The sequence below is a fragment of the Acholeplasma sp. ORD1043 genome, from assembly GCF_057808485.1.
Window position 1 is genome coordinate 1 of the sequence record NZ_JAQLOJ010000006.1, and the last position, 16602, is coordinate 16602.

Annotated in this window: 10 protein-coding genes; all 10 read left to right on the plus strand. The window is 33.0% G+C overall.

What is annotated here, in order from left to right:
* The first annotated feature begins 190 nt into the window (after nt 1-190).
* The 10 genes from PG914_RS02855 (at nt 191) to PG914_RS02900 (ending at nt 16571) form a co-directional block, all read left to right on the plus strand.
* Nucleotides 191-994, plus strand: a complete 804-nt coding sequence (locus PG914_RS02855) for an InlB B-repeat-containing protein (RefSeq protein ID WP_488822197.1) — start codon at nt 191-193, stop codon at nt 992-994.
* A 4-nt stretch (nt 995-998) separates the two neighbouring features.
* Nucleotides 999-2552, plus strand: coding sequence for a phosphodiester glycosidase family protein (locus PG914_RS02860; protein WP_488822199.1), 1554 nt, complete (start codon nt 999-1001; stop codon nt 2550-2552).
* 14 nt (nt 2553-2566) lie between these two features.
* Complete coding sequence (locus PG914_RS02865; RefSeq protein ID WP_488822201.1) at nt 2567-3967, plus strand: FAD-binding oxidoreductase; 1401 nt, start codon at nt 2567-2569, stop codon at nt 3965-3967.
* Between the two features lie 91 nt (nt 3968-4058).
* Nucleotides 4059-4904, plus strand: a complete 846-nt coding sequence (locus PG914_RS02870) for a MurR/RpiR family transcriptional regulator (RefSeq protein ID WP_488822203.1) — start codon at nt 4059-4061, stop codon at nt 4902-4904.
* 143 nt (nt 4905-5047) lie between these two features.
* Complete coding sequence (gene anmK / locus PG914_RS02875; RefSeq protein WP_488822204.1) at nt 5048-6193, plus strand: anhydro-N-acetylmuramic acid kinase AnmK; 1146 nt, start codon at nt 5048-5050, stop codon at nt 6191-6193.
* Nucleotides 6194-6206: 13 nt separating this feature from the next.
* The gene (locus tag PG914_RS02880) at nt 6207-7499 is read left to right on the plus strand and encodes a family 4 glycosyl hydrolase (RefSeq protein ID WP_488822206.1); all 1293 of its coding nucleotides are present in this window, start codon (nt 6207-6209) and stop codon (nt 7497-7499) included.
* Complete coding sequence (locus tag PG914_RS02885; protein ID WP_488822208.1) at nt 7486-8694, plus strand: glycoside hydrolase family 10-like protein; 1209 nt, start codon at nt 7486-7488, stop codon at nt 8692-8694. Before PG914_RS02880 ends, PG914_RS02885 begins: the two co-directional genes overlap by 14 nt.
* Nucleotides 8695-8700: 6 nt before the next feature.
* Nucleotides 8701-12945, plus strand: coding sequence for a family 10 glycosylhydrolase (locus PG914_RS02890; protein WP_488822210.1), 4245 nt, complete (start codon nt 8701-8703; stop codon nt 12943-12945).
* A gap of 15 nt (nt 12946-12960) precedes the next feature.
* On the plus strand, nt 12961-14007 hold the full coding sequence (locus PG914_RS02895; RefSeq protein ID WP_488822212.1) for a serine hydrolase domain-containing protein: 1047 nt from the start codon (nt 12961-12963) through the stop codon (nt 14005-14007).
* Nucleotides 14004-16571: an N-acetylmuramoyl-L-alanine amidase gene (locus PG914_RS02900; RefSeq protein WP_488822214.1), complete on the plus strand. Its 2568-nt coding sequence runs from the start codon at nt 14004-14006 to the stop codon at nt 16569-16571. Before PG914_RS02895 ends, PG914_RS02900 begins: the two co-directional genes overlap by 4 nt.
* Nucleotides 16572-16602: the final 31 nt, after the last annotated feature.

Genomic DNA, 16602 nt, shown 5'->3' on the forward strand with positions numbered 1-16602 from the left:
ATTTAATATACTTGCTAACTTTTTTAATATTTAGTGAATTAAATAATTGAATGATTTTTAATGAAAATAATTTTCATAAAATTGATTAATACGCTTAATTTATCGTATATTAAAAATAATTTTCATGGTTTCTTATATAAAATAAGGCTATGAAAGCAGTTTCAAAACATAATTTGAAAGGAAGAGAAGAATGAAAAAAATATTATATGGGGTACTCTTTCTCTTTTTTGGTTTGTTAACGGCATGTACAGATGCAGTTGCAGCACCAAAAGAGTATACAGTTACCTTTGATTCAAAAGGTGGTTCAGAAGTAGCTAGTCAAACTGTCAAAGATGGAGAAAAAGCAGTTAAACCAGCAGAAGATCCAACTCAAGATGGATTCACTTTCGAGTATTGGTATTCAACAAATGAAGCAGTTGAATTTAATTTTGACACACCAATTACTGTAAATATTACTTTAAGTGCTAAATGGATTGATAGTGCATCATTATTATTTGAAGAACAATTTGCATTCTTAACTGAAAATAATTATTCATTAAAAATATCTATCAATGAAAAAGATAAAGCAGCAGTTACTGTTGTAGAAATGTTATTTGATGGAAACGTTAGAAAATACATTGATGGCAGTTATGTAGCATTTTATGAAAAAACTGCTAGTGGTTATAAGATGTATGAACAACAAGGTGCTAATTATTTAGTTACATCTTATACATCTAATCTAAAACCAATGTTCTATTATGAATTCAAAGCATCTTCATTCACTTATGTTAATGAATTATTTGTATTAAATATTGGTGAAGAAGTTAAATTCAACAACTTCCTAAATTTAGGTGAAGGCGTTGAACAAATTAAGAATTTATCAGTTGAACCTGGTGATGAATTTGTTAATAAAATTCAATTCCAATTAGTAGTTAATGGAACAACATATGATCTCAATTTAGAATTTAGTTTATTCGGTGAAGTCGACTTAACTTTACCAGAAGTGGGGGCTTAAGAAGATGAGAATTAAAAGAATATTTATTGCATTATTCCTATCAATTTTACTTGTATTAAGCTATACTCCAAATACTCATGCGGCAAGTGATTTCCATTGGGAAATGATTGAACGTGAAACAACATATATCCAAGGGGTTAAATATGTTGATACAAGAGGTTACTTAACACTTAAAGGTGAAACAAAAGAACAACATTATCATGTGTTCTCAGCAAATACAGTAACAACTGATTTTACAGTTGTTGCCGTTGATAACTATCAACCATTTGCTTGGAGTATGTACACATTACCAGTAATGGCAGATGTTGCTAAACAAAGATTCCCTCATTTAAACTTTGTTGCAGGTATGAATGCTGACTTCTACGATTTTAACAATACTGGTCGTGCAACTCAAACTCATATTGTAAACTTTGAAGTATTACATAGAGGTTCATCTGCATCCGTACGTAATGCGATGGGTGTTTTAGATAATGGCCAATTAATCTTTGGTAAACCTTCATATGAAGGTCAACATTTAAACATCTTAAATGAATTTGGTGAAATCAAACAAAGAATTAAAATTAACAAAACAAATGCATTACCTGCAAATAACACTGAACTTGCTATTTTCTATCCAGGTTATGCTAATGCAATTCCGGAAGGATATAACAAAGTAGTCGTAAAAGCATCAGATATCAAATCGGATGCTGGTGGTAACAACCAATATGCTAAAGGTGTTTTATTATCAAGAACAACTGATGCTATTACCGTTGGTGAAAGACAATTTGTTTTAGTTGGTAACGCTTTAAGCGATGAAAACTTAATTACCGAAAATGATACTTTACTTGTACAAGAATTATTAGGTAATGGTTTCCAAGATGCAAGATTTGCTGTTGGTGTTGGTGCCGCATTAGTACTAAATGGTGAAATTCCAGCATCAGTTGAATCTGCAACTCCAAACGGACGTCACCCAAGAACAGCAGTTGGACAAGCAGCGGATGGTACAGTAATTATGTTAATGGTTGAAGGTCGCGATATTCCAAATGGAAGAAATGGTGTGACTTTACCAGAACTTGCTGAAATCATGAAGAGTTTAGGTGCTCAAACTGCATATAACCTTGATGGTGGTGGATCATCAACTGCAATTATTAAAGATGCTGATGATGTTGAGTACACAACTGTTAACTTCTTATCTGACTTGAGATTACGTTCAATTTCAAACGGTATTATGTTTGCAACAGGTGACTTAGAACCAGTGATGCAAATGATTAATTATCCTGATACTCGTGAGAAATTTGACGCTCCAACTGGTTTATATATTGATGATGAAGGTGTATTCCACTTCTCAGGAAATAATGAATACGCACATTACACATTAATGATTAATGGTAAACCAATGTATATTACAAAAGAATCAGTACCTTTATTACTTCCTGCTGGACAATATCAAATCCAAGTAGCAGTTAAAGGTAATGCCGAATATGCAACTTCTGCATACTCAGAAACATATACATATAACGTTCATAAAGATAACGTTAAAGCAATTTTAGACTTGATGCGTAATATGGCTTCAAGATAGTTAAGGAAAATATTATGGATTATAAAAAAGTAACACAAGCAGATGTTGATTATCTATCATCTGTTGTTGGCAATGAATTCATCCAAGCATTTGATAAAGTGGATGTTAAATATTCATTTGACCAATTAGGCACTGTTAAAAACTTCCCAGAAGTTGTTGTAAAAGTTGCTGATAAGTTTCAAATTCAAAAAGTAATGAAATATGCATATGAAGAAAATATCCCTGTTACCGTACGCGGTGCAGGGACTTCCCTTGTGGGTGGTTCTGTCGCTGTATGTGGTGGTATTATGCTTGATATGTCTTTAATGAACAAGATTAAAGAATTAGATCAAACTAACCTAACATTAACAGTAGAACCAGGCGTAAAGCTGTTTGAAATATATCAAGCAGTAGAACCTCATGGTTTATTCTATGCACCAGACCCAGGTGAGAAGAATGCATCAATTGGTGGTAACATCTCTACAAATGCTGGTGGTATGCGTGCTATCAAGTATGGAACTACAAGAGAATGGGTACGTGCTTTAGAAGTCGTAACACCAAAAGGTGAATTATTAAAATTTGGCTCAAAAGTTGTTAAAAACTCAACCGGGTATGGTTTAAAAGACCTGATTATTGGTAGTGAAGGTACGCTTGCTATCATTGTTGAAGCAACCCTAAAACTGATTCCAAAACCAAGATTTATCAAGAGTATGTTAGTATGTTTTGATGACCGTGAAAAAGCAATCAATGCTGCACCACGTATCATTAAAGATTATGTACTACCGACTGCTGTTGAATATTTTGAAAAACAAGCACTTGATTATAATGAAGCATTTTTAGGTACATCTGTTGATGGTGGAAACTATCAAGCATATTTACTATTAAGCTACGATGCAAATGATGAAGAGTCATTGGATAAAGATTTAGCTGCTGTAAAGAAATTATGTCTTGAAAATTATGGTGCAGGTGATGTGATGAGTGTTGACCCTGCTTCAAAACGTTCTAATATTTGGAATGTGCGTGGTGGATTCTTACAAGCGATTAAAGCATCATCAAGCTTCATGGATGAATGTGATGTTGTTTTACCTCGTGCTAGAATTTCAGAATTCTTAGCTTATGTAAGATCAGTTTCGGAAGAACTAGCAATTAGAATTCCATATTTTGGTCATATTGGTGATGGAAACTTACATATTTACTTATGTAAAGATGATATGAGTGACGAAAAATGGGAAGAATTAGTCAATTTAGGCTTTGATAAACTTTATAAAAAAGCATTTGAATTCGGTGGCTTAGTTTCAGGTGAACACGGAATTGGTTTAGCGAAAAGAGCCTATATGAAGCAATTATTAGGTGAAGAGCAACTGATTTTAATGCGTGGAATTAAAGCAGTTTTCGACCCTAAAAACTTACTAAATCCTAATAAAGTTATTTCATAACAATGTAAAACTTTAATAGTTTTAAAACGGTTTCATTCATGGTATAATTACAAATAGCAAAATGATGCAGCAGAAGAGGGTGTGTTATACGATGAGTGTAATGTTAAACATGCTAAAAAATAAAGAAGCTTTGAGTATGGCAGAAAGAGTTGTTTTAGACTATCTTATTGAAAATAAGAGTGTTTTAACAGACTTTTCAGTCGAAAAAATTGCTGAAGCGGCTTATACATCTCCAGCCTCAGTGGTTAGAATGTGTAAAAAGTTAGGTTATAAAGGGTTTAAAGATTTTAAAATTGATTTTATCCTTTCAAACTCAAAAGTAGAGATTCCTGAGAGTTCAGAATACAATGATATTATCTTAATAAAAGATCAAAACAGTGGTATAAAAGCCATCGAAAATAATATTCGTGCGCTAGAAGAAACCATTAAATTATATGATGAAAAGACGTTTACTAAAGCGGCTTATTTAATCATGAATGCAAGAAAAATTTTAATCTTCGGTAAGGGTTCAAGTTACTTAGTTTGTAAAGACTTAGAAATGAAACTTAGAAGAATTAATAAATTCTGTATTGCCCAAGGTGAATCACATGATCAATTAGTTGATGCTTCATTCATTAACTCAAAAGATGTGATAATCTTTGTATCAAACTCAGGTAAAACAAAAGAAATTGTAAGTGCTGCGCTACTTGCTAAAGAAAATAAGACTCCAATTGTATCGATTACAAGAATTGGTTCATCAACATTAGCAGATCTTTCAGATGTTGTATTATATACATCAGCACTTGAGTCTGAATTTAGATCAGCTGCAATGACATCAAGAATTTCTCAAATGTCAGTTGTTGATGCTTTATTTGCAAAATGTGCATATATCGATATTGACCGTTCAATTCAAGCGTTAGAGACAACTTATAGAACCTTTAAAAAGTTCAAAAGATAATAAAAATGAGCAATAAAACACATTCGCCAAAAGAATGTGTTTTTTTCTATTTTTGAAATAAATAATCTAAAATAATAACGCTTACATTTATATAAGAAAAATCTTATATAATAAAGATGTCTTGAAAAAAGGATGGTTCAAAAATGAATGAGGGAAGATTAGCTGCCGGGATTATGAGTGGTACTTCGCTCGATGGTATTGATGTTGCAATCGCAACAATCTCAGGTGTTGGTTCTGAAATTAAGATCGAGATGATCTGTGGAAAGACCTATCCATACCCAGAGCATATTTTAAACCAGGTAAAAAAAGCGATTCAAAACGAACTTAATGTGCGAGAAATATCTAATCTCAACTTTGAGTTAGGTAGACTTTACGGGGAAGTTGTCTTAGCACTTTGTAAAGAAGAAGGTATAACACCTTCTAGTTTAAGCTTTGTTGCATCTCATGGACAAACAGTTTATCATCAAGGTGCATCGGATAAAGACTTTTATCCATCAACATTACAACTTGGTGCTGGAGCAATCATTGCTCAAATGGTTGGCACTGATGTAGTTTATGACTTTAGAGTGGCTGATATGGCAGCAGGTGGACAAGGTGCACCACTAGTACCATTTGTTGATTACATATTATTTGCTAATCAGAACAAAAACAGAATTATTCAAAACATTGGTGGTATCTCAAATATTACAGTACTTCCAAAAGGTTTTGACACAAAGAAAGTGTTTGCTTTTGATACCGGTCCTGGAAATATGATGATTAATCGTGCAATGGAAGTCTTATTCTCAAAACCTTATGATGATGGTGGCAAAATCGCAGCCTCAGGTAAGTTGATTGAAGAATTGAAAAATGAGATTATGGCACATCCTTATTTAACTAAACTACCACCTAAATCAGCAGGTCGTGAACAATTTGGAGTAGAATACACCGACCAACTTTTGAACAAATATAAGTTTTATTCAAAAGAAGATTTAGTGCATACAATCACATATACATCAGCATTGACTATGGCAGATGCAATCAAACGGTTCTCAAAGTTAGATTCAATTGATGAATTAATTGTATCTGGTGGTGGTGCTAAAAATACATACTTACTTAAGGTTCTACAAACTAAACTATTTCCAACCAAGATTTTAACTAGTGACGAGTTAAATCTTTCAAGTGATTTTAAAGAAGCATTGGCTTTCATTGTTATTGGAAATCAAACATTAAATAAAGAAATATCAACCATACCTACAACCACAGGGGCTACTAAAGCAGTGATTTCTGGAAGTGTTGTTTACTACAAATAAAAGGAAGTTCTCCATGAAAAAACTCAACTTAGTCGTGATTGGTGGGGCATCAACTTATACCCCTGAATTAATCGACCAAATTATTAACAATCAGAATGAATTAAATTTAGCTAAAATTACTTTACTAGATATTGCCTTAAACAAAGAAAAGCTTTCAATTATCGAGGGATTATCTAAAAGAATGTTATCAAAAGCTAAATTAGATATTGAAATCATCGCAACAACAAATCGCCGTGATGCATTAAAAAATGCAGATTTCATTATTTTACAGCTACGAGTTGGTAAACAAAATCTTCGTTTCTTTGATGAAACAATCCCTTACCAATATGGTTTACTAGGGCATGAAACAATTGGAATTGGTGGATTATTCAGTGCACTAAGAACAGTACCTGTGATCTATGAAATCATTGAAGACATTAAAGAAATTTGTCCAAATGCTTGGACACTATGTGTATCAAATCCAATCGGAATTATCAGCGAAGCAGTCTTTAGATTTTCTGAATATGAAAGATTCATTGGAATTTGTACTGACCCTCTAACAATGCATGAAGAATTAGCAGAAGCAATGAATGTTAAACGAAATGAAATCATTCCATACATTGGTGGTGTAAATGAATTATCATTTGCAACAAAAGTATATAAAAATCATAAAGATAAATTACCTGAACTTCTAAAGAATTCTAATCTACATGAATGTGTTAACCTTTCTAAAAACGAATTAACAGTTTTAGAATGTTACCCAAATCCAGCAGTTGGATTTAACATTCATCATGAAGAAATCTTAGAAACTAGAGCTAAGAAACCTGCACGTGCTAAAGTAGTTGCACAAATCGAAAATGAGCTTTTTGAAATTTATAAAGATGAACATCTTGATACAAAACCAAAAGAACTAGAAAAACGTATTGGTACAAACTATGCGAAAGAAGTGATTGACATCATGATTTCGATGGTTCAAAATAAGAAGAACTATTTTGTAGTCAATACCATCAATCGTGGACATATTACAGATATTAGAGAAGAGTGTGCAATTGAAATTACATCTCGTCTAACATCAAAAGGCCCACTTCCTGTTCATATTGGTGAATTACCTCAGTCAGTTAAAGGACTTGTTCAACATCAAAAAGCATATGAAGAACTACTGTGTGATGCAATTTATGAAAAGAATTTAACAAAAGCCTTAATGGCATTAAAACTACATCCTTTAACACGTTCAAGTAAACAAGCAACCAATGCATTTAATGAATTATTAAAGGTTAACAAACCATATCTTACATATTACGGAGATTTCAATGATGAAATTAATTAATTATAAAACAGGCTTACCAATGAATTATTTTCAAACTGATGTTCAAATTGAAGTACCTGAACAATTCAATTTGAAAGATGTTAGAGCTTTTTGGGTTTCAAATGTTGTTAATATTGACCTTCCAAAAGCAACTAATCCTGAATACAAAGCTAAAATTCAAGAAATGTTTGAAACAGCAAAAAAATTCAACATTAATACAATCTTTTTCCAAGTTAGAACGACCAATGATGCATTCTATAAATCTAAGTTAAATCCAACAAGTCGTTACTTAGTTGAAAAAGAAGGGGATGTTCCTCCATTTGATGTCTTTAAATACGTATTAGATGAGGCAAAAAAATACGGTATTGAAATTCACGCATGGTGTAACCCTTATAGAGTTTCTATGCAAAAAGACTTAACTAAAGAACAGTACTTAGAAACTTGTGATGACTTAAACTTTGCCAAACGTCATCCTGAGTTAGTAGTTGTTGATAAAAATGGTGGTTTAATCTTAAATCCAGCAAGAAGTGAAGTTAAAAACTTCATTATTGATTCAATGCTTGAAATCTTAGAAAACTATGATGTTGCAGGTATTCACTTTGATGACTATTTCTATCCTTATGCAGGTTTATCAGATAATGATAATGATTTAGCTGATTATGAAGCATCTGGTAAAAAGGTAAGTTTAGATCAATTTAGACGTGATCAAATTACAGAAGTTATTAAACGACTAAAAGATGAAATTAAAGCCAAACATCCTGGTAAACGTTTTGGAGTTTCACCGTTTGGTATTTGGAAGAATAAAGCATCGGACAGTCTTGGATCAAATACAGACCCAAGATGTTCTGAAAGTTATTCAAACCAATATGCTGATTCACTTTTATGGATTAAAGAAGGATATATTGATTACATTGTTCCACAATTATATTGGGACTTTGCTCACTCTCTAGCACCATTTGCTGATTTAGCAGTTTGGTGGAGTGAAGCTGTTAAAGGCAGTAAAGTAGACCTTTATATCGGACATGGTGCATACCGATTAGGTAGCGAAGGTGGATATGAAAATCCACTTGAAGTTGTTAATCAATTAAAGTTCGCTAATCAATTTGAAACCGTCAAAGGAAATATTTTCTTTACATATAAAACATTCTTAGATAAAGATAAATCAGAACAAGGCATGAAATTGGTTTGTGACTTATTGAATGAGAGGAAGGGATAATAACGGATGAAGAAATTATTAATTACAATCATGTTACTAGCATCGGCAATGTTCTTCTTGCCAAAAGAAGAAGCATATGCTGATGAAATGAATGAAGTACTTGAAGCGAATCAAATAATTATGGAAGAAAAAGGAGAGTTTCGTGCTGCCTGGCTTTCACATTATATTGGTTCAATGCCAAATTATTTAACTGAGGCTTCATTTAAACAACAAGCAACTCAAGTTTTAGACATTTTAGAATATTACAACTTTAACGCAATGATTATTCACTTTAGAACACATAATAATGCGTTATACAAATCATCACTTAATCCAAAAGCTAGCTGGTTTGGGGCAGTGGATTTTAATGAATTTGATCCAATGTTATGGTTAGCTGATGAAGCTCATAAACGTGGTATTGAATTCCATGCATGGTTAAACCCATATCGTTTAGGTACACAATATGTTGGTTCAATTCCATCAGCTAATCCACAAAACGACCCAGTCAATGTTTTACAAAATGGAAGCACAAGAATCTTAGACCCAGGTCGCCCTGCGGTTAGACAACACATTTATGATACAATCTTAGAAATTGTTGAAAACTATCCAGTCGATGCAATTCACTTTGATGATTATTTCTATGCTAATTTAGGTGCGAATGGTGCAACTTCAGGGGCAAACACAATTTTAAATGAACCTGACCAAGCAACCTATAACCTATACAAAGGCAATTACTCTTTAACATCAGCAACTGATAAAGCTAATTGGAGAAGAGATCAAATCAATATACTTATTGAAGGCATTCATAATGTCTTAACAGAATTTAATGAACAAAATAACCGTCATGTGCAATTTGGTATTTCACCAACGGGTATTTATAAAAATGGTAATGGTGTGGTCACTTATGATAATGATGGCCATGCTGTAACAAATGGTTCAAATACAAACGGTCAATCACACTATGCTTCATACTTATTCGCTGATACATTGAAATGGGCTGAAGAAGGTTGGATTGATTACCTATTACCACAAAGTTATTGGGCTATTTCACACTCAGTTGCTGGTTATAAAGAGGTTATGGGATGGTGGAATAAAGCCTTCAAATATCTAGATGTAAACCTATATTCAGGCTTAGGTGTTTATCTTGCTAATGATCCTGATGGTTTCTCTTGGGCAACAGATACTCAAGAATTTGTTAAACAAATGGAATACTTTAGAACCTTAGAGGCTGCAAATGGTGTGAGTATTTATCATTTTAATGCGGTCAAAGATGCTTATAACAATACCGGTTCAAAAGCAGCTAATCAAGTAAGAAATGGTGCACCAATTGCATGGCCAACTAAAACTGTTTTACCAGAAATTAAAAATATGGAAAGAGAATTAGTTGATGCAGTAACTGGTATTAACCATTCAGCTGGCACATTAACATTTAATACACAACCAAACGCTAAATTCTATTACGTTTATCGCTCAAATGATGACTTAACATATTCTAATGAAGAAATATTTAAAGTTGTTGGAGCATCAGAAGCAGCCACAATTTCTATTTCAACAAATGATTTAGATGGCAGTTATAACTATAGTGTTAGAGCTTTATCTGGCACAAACTACTTAGGACCAACATATGTTGCAACTCTTGATGAACCAACAATTTCATTATCAGGAATTAAGACCGGTGTATTCTACACAACAAGTGTGAATGCAACTATTAACTCAGCATATGATGTTTATTACAAATTAAATAATGGTGAATGGACATTATATGAGGGTCCAATTACTGTTAACACAAATGGCAGAAATGTAATTAAGTTCTATGCTCAAAATGGAACGGAAAAATCAAATATTGTTGAAACTAAATTCAACTCTAATAGACCAAATAGCGTATTACCAACAATTAATATAACTGGTGAAGTTTTACCTAACGGTCGTTATAAAGTTGGTTCACAAGTAACAATTACTGCATCAAGCAATACAATTTGGTACAAGATTAACCATGGTGCACAAAGTGTTGATTGGACCGAATATACTGGACCAATCACTTTAAGTGATGCAACTTTAGTATCTGGTAACTATGTTATTATGGCAAAAACAATTGATTCAGGAAATGTTGAATCAGCTGAAGTACAAAAATCTTATCAAGTAGGATATCCTCAACCAACTCTTGAATTATCTGGTGATGGTGTTGATCCAGATTACTCAACATTAGAAATTGTTATTAATTCAGAGTCACCTCAACCACAATATAGAATCAATAATGGTTCATGGACAAACTATACAGGGCCAATTCTATTTAATACAGGTGGTTCTTATAAGTTTGACTATCGAAATGCAAGTGGTGATACAACGTATACCAAGAACTTTAATATCGTTGGTGCACCTGAAATGCCAACTTATGAAGTAACGGGTACTAAAGAAGGTAACTATTACACATCACCTGCAACATTAACAATTCATCCAGTAGGTCTAGGCACAGTCTTATACCGTGTTCATAATGGATTAACTTGGACTGGCTGGCAAACCTATTCATCACCAATTGAATTTACAATCAATGCTACCTATACTGTTCAATTTAAATCAACTTTAGGTGGACAAGAAAGTGATGTTGAAGAAATTAGAATTAGACTTTCTATCCCATATAACGAAGACAATCCTTATGTATATCGTAACGGTGGTTTAGTTTATTATTATCAAACACAAACTCCAGTTGAATTACCTACAACTTACACAGAAAAAGAAGATGAAGTACGTGCAGTTTGGGTTGCAACCGTTTCAAATATCGATATCAAATTACATCAAAATCAAGCTCAATATAAAGCTGAAATGATTGCAATTTTAGATAGATTATCTGCTTTAAACTTTAATACTGTATTCTTCCAAACTAGACCAATGAATGATAGTTTCTATCCTTCAGAGTATGCACCATTCTCAAGATACCTAACTGGTACTGAAGGTGTTGACCCAGGATGGGATGTATTTGAGTTCTTTATTACTGAAGCACATAAACGCGGTATTGAAGTCCATGCTTGGATGAATCCATATCGTGTTGCAACAGGAACTAAATCAAAAGCAGAACAACTAGCAGAATTATCAGATGGTAATTTTGCAAAACAAAACCCAGATTATGTTATTCAAGATACAACAGGTGCATTAATTTTAAATCCTGGTATTCCGGAAGTTAGAACATATCTATATAACATCATTGAAGAATTAATGGCTAACTATGATGTTGATGGTGTACACTTCGATGACTATTTCTATAGTTATTCAGGCACGCCAAATGCAGAAGATCAAGCAGCATTTAGCCAGTACAATCCTCAATCATTATCACGTGATGATTGGAGAAGAGAAAACATTAACGAACTTGTTAAAACAATCTTTGAAATGGTAGAAGCTCACAATACGCAAAATGAAGCTGCCATTAAATTTGGTATTTCTCCGTTTGGTATTTGGAGAAATAAATCAGCAGATCCACTAGGTTCAAATACAGCTGGTAACCAAAGTTATAGTGCACAATATGCAGACACTAGAAAATGGGTTAAAGAAGGCTGGTTACACTACATTATGCCTCAACTTTACTGGCAATTTGACCACTCAGTGGCAAGATTTGCTGACCTTGTTGATTGGTGGGTAGAAACTGTCGAAGGTACCGATGTTAATCTAATTATTGGCCATGGTTTCTACCGTTATGCAGAAACATCTAATAACTGGACAAGCCAAGATGAATTCTTAGAACAAATTAGATACATTTCACAATATGAAGCAATTAAAGGTTCATCAATCTTTAGTTATAAGACATTAAATAGTTCTCACCAATATGTCACACAAGCATTAACAAGATTAAATAACACGTTCTGGACTAAACGTGCTGGTTTCCCATGGGCATCAACTGTTGGTGAACCACAAGTCATTGAACCAGAACCAATTTACTATGATGTTGAGTTCTTTACAGGTAATGGTACAACAATCTCTAAGATGGTTGTAGAAGCAGGTAAGAAATTAAACATGCCAGCAAATCCAACTCAAGAAGGATTCGAGTTTGATGGTTGGTTCCTAGATGCATCATATAATGTCGCATTTGATCCAAACACTGAAATTAATAGCAATTTGGTACTCTTTGCAAAATGGAAAGAAGCACCAATCACTGAACCAGAACCAGAACCACAACCATCATCTGGATGTTGGTTCTTATGGGATGCACCAAGTTTTATCTTTACTTTAATTGGGGCAGTTACCTTAATGGGCATAGCCTATGTATCATTTAGAAAATATTAAGAAAGGTCAATAAATTTGAAAAGTTTAATCAAACAATTGCTTGAAACTGGTGTAAAAGAAGGGCATTTTCCCGGCTGTCAGTTTGCAATTGTAACACCTAATCAAATCATCTTTGACTATGTTGGGAAAAAACAATTAGTCCCAACCGTGGAGGAAACTTTGGGTAATGAAATCTATGACGTGGCGTCATTATCCAAAGTTGTATCCACAACGACGCTAATCTTAAAACTTGTAGAAAATAACAAGTTATCTTTTAATACTGAAATTAGTAAACTACTACCACGATTTAAACATCGTGGTATTACTGTTATGAACCTTTTAGGACATAACTCAGGATTACCAGCAGATATTTCTGGTGCCAGATTTCTTAAAAATAAAGATGAAGTCTTAAACAGAATCTATGACATGGATTTGCTTTATGAAACTGGAAAGGACTATGTCTATTCTGATTGTGGGTATATTTTACTAGGAGAAATCGTAAAACTGCTTTATGGGAAAGAAATTAATGAAGCATCTCTTGAAGTCATCTTTGAACCACTTAATATGAAGGACACTTCATATCGACCAAACTTATCTAGGGTTGTTCCTACAGAAGTTAGAGAAGATGATGTTTTTAATGGACTCTTAAAGGGAAGAGTTCATGATGAGAAAAGTTTTGCTATGGACGGTTTATCCGGTCATGCAGGCTTATTTTCAACAGCCTATGATTTAGGACTTTTTATTCAATCTATTTTAAATGAAACGTTTGTTTTAAATAAAGAAACAATGGAATATATGTTTACACCTATCATTTCAAAAGAAATTAATGGTTTGAATGTAACTAGAACCTATGGCTGGCTAAAACCAGATAAAGGTTCATTTGCTGGCAACTTACATGATTTAAAAGAAACCATTGGTCATACAGGTTTTACTGGGTGTCACTTATTTATTGATAGAAAAAATAAAATTGGATTTGTACTACTTTCAAATGCAGTACATCCGAAAAGAAGTATGAACGGAATTATTCCGTATAGAAATAAAATCGGGGATATTATTTATGAACATAAAGGAGGACTTGTATGAAAAAATGGTTATTAAGTCTAGGTCTTATTTTCACAGCAATGATACTTGTTGCATGTGAAAATCCAAAAGATCCAATTGATGAAGAGGAACCACCTGTAATTGAGCTACCAGAGCTTACTGCAGATGATTCTAAAGCTAATCTAAATACATCAAGAAAATTAGCAATCGTATGGGATATTGTAGAAGATGAAGTGACTTTCATGTCATCAGATGAAACCAAAGCAACAGTTTCTTCAGATGGCGTTGTCGAATTCAAAGGTTTAGGTTTTGTTGTCATAACTGCTGCAACTAAAAATGGTGATGTAGCAACTTTCATCATTGAAGTTTTTGATGTCGTTGTTGTTAAAGCAGGGACTAAAACTGACGATTCTGTTATTGTTGATGGTCTTGAGGTATTCTATGGAGAAAAATTAGTTGATAATCTGGAAGATGCCGAAGAGTTATTATCTTCGTCTACTACACTCTATATTAAAGAAGGTACATACGATACCGAATTTGCTATTACAGTTGACGGCTTAAAAATTGTTACTGATGAAAATGTCATCATTACCCGTCCGTTGATAGTTGATGCGAAAAATATCAAAATTGAAAACTTCAATTTCACTAACGAAGGTTTAATTACAAGTACTTTAAATGCAGAAAATCTTGTTATTAAGAATAACAAATTTGATCATGTGTCAAATAATGCTATTTCTTTATATAATAGCGAAGGCGTTTTAATTGAAGGTAATGAATTTAATGATATTGATGGTGCTGCAATTAAAATTATTGATTTTGAAAAAGGACAAATTTCAATCAACAAAAATATCATTAAAAATGTAAAAGATGGTATCTATCTTGAAAGTAATCAATATGATGAAACAACTTCAATTAGTATTCAAAGAAATGAATTAGAAAACTTTGAAACTGGTTTTACTGTACTTTTAGATGATCAAGCAATTTATGCAATTGTACGTTTTAATGCATTGAAAAAAGGAATAGAGTCATACATGGCTAAATCTTCTAATTCAGCACATCGTATTGACTTTACATTAAACTATTGGGGTGAGGAAGAACTTAACCCAAATATGTTTATTAATATTCCTGAACTCATGTTAATTGGTAATTATCCAACTAAAGAAAGTATTATTAGTGAGGGTGAATATAATTCAAATCAACCACTATTCTTCTTTATTACAAATCCAGTTGAAACTTTAGATGTGAGAGATACTTATAAATTAGAATGGATTCATTTACCTTATGAATTACCACAAGCAAATGTTCAATTTTTAACGTCACAAATCTCAGCTTTAACAGTTGATAACCAAGGTAACTTAAAAGCCTTACGAAGTGGTTTAGTTAAAATTACAGTGCGTTCAGTAACAAATAATAAAATTAAAACAGAATTAGATATTTCAGTTTTAACTGAACCAGGTATTGAGTTAACACCTGAAACCAAAGAACAACAATTATTAAAAGGTGACTCGATTAAATTAACAGCAGTAGCTTTCCCATATACACTCGCTGATGAGGAAGTGATTTTCACATCAAGCAACCCAGATATTGCAACTGTTGATGATCAAGGACTAGTGCGTTCATTTGAACAAGGAACAGTTACAATCACTGCAAAATTAGCAAGTGATTCAAATATTCAAAATACGTATACTTTATCATTCTATAATGCATTAGATGAAAACAATTTAATGGATTTATTAACGATGTATCAAGTCCATTATTCAAAACTTTATAATTATACAGTAACAGGTATTGGTGACCCTTATTTAAGAGCGGATCAAGAATCCGTGTCTAAATATTATTTTGATAATTTAGTAATTAATGAAATGCTTGTTCCACTTGATGGAGAATATTCATCAGGTACCCGTGGTGCACAAAGTAGACCTGATTTACCTGAAGGTTATACAAGTTATAATCCACAAAATATTTATTGGGTAGTTGTTCACGATACAGCAGTTAACACCCATGTTGGTCAAGCTCAATATTATGCACAATATTTAGTCAATAAAGCATTAAATGGTCCAAGTGATTCAACATCATGGCATTACACAATTGATGATGCAGATATTTATCGACATATTCCAGAAGATGAAGTTGCATGGCATGCCGGTGATGGTTCTACTAGACCTGGTGAAGGGTCATATACTGGTGGCGGAAACAGAAACGGTATTGGTATTGAAACTGCAACATCTATTGGACAAGATATTTACCGTGTATGGCAAAGAACTGCTAAGTTTGCAGGTGACGCACTAGTTAGAAATAATTTACCTCGTGAAAATGTCAAGTTCCATAGAGATTTCTCTGGTAAAAACTGTCCTCAAGTCTTAATTGCATCCGGTTTAATGCCTTATTTCCATGAGTTTGTCGATGTTGAATATAAGGTTGCTAAAAACTTTGCTGATGCAGAGATATTATTTGAATCATTTGATTTAGATATTCTCGATAATAATGGCAGAATTTTATCTTCTCCAGATCATGCAAGAACCGTTTCATATCAAGTAACAGTTACATTTAATGGGGTGACAGAATCACGTGTATTCTACACTCATATCCCTGGTTCTTTACGTTAATTAACATTCATAATATATAAGGAGGGAAAGT

Coding starts and splice junctions, on each gene's coding strand:
- PG914_RS02855 (WP_488822197.1), top strand. CDS start 191: ATGAAAAAAATATTATATGGGGTACTCTTTCTCTTTTTTGGTTTGTTA.
- PG914_RS02860 (WP_488822199.1), top strand. CDS start 999: ATGAGAATTAAAAGAATATTTATTGCATTATTCCTATCAATTTTACTT.
- PG914_RS02865 (WP_488822201.1), top strand. CDS start 2,567: ATGGATTATAAAAAAGTAACACAAGCAGATGTTGATTATCTATCATCT.
- PG914_RS02870 (WP_488822203.1), top strand. CDS start 4,059: ATGAGTGTAATGTTAAACATGCTAAAAAATAAAGAAGCTTTGAGTATG.
- anmK (WP_488822204.1), top strand. CDS start 5,048: ATGAATGAGGGAAGATTAGCTGCCGGGATTATGAGTGGTACTTCGCTC.
- PG914_RS02880 (WP_488822206.1), top strand. CDS start 6,207: ATGAAAAAACTCAACTTAGTCGTGATTGGTGGGGCATCAACTTATACC.
- PG914_RS02885 (WP_488822208.1), top strand. CDS start 7,486: ATGAAATTAATTAATTATAAAACAGGCTTACCAATGAATTATTTTCAA.
- PG914_RS02890 (WP_488822210.1), top strand. CDS start 8,701: ATGAAGAAATTATTAATTACAATCATGTTACTAGCATCGGCAATGTTC.
- PG914_RS02900 (WP_488822214.1), top strand. CDS start 14,004: ATGAAAAAATGGTTATTAAGTCTAGGTCTTATTTTCACAGCAATGATA.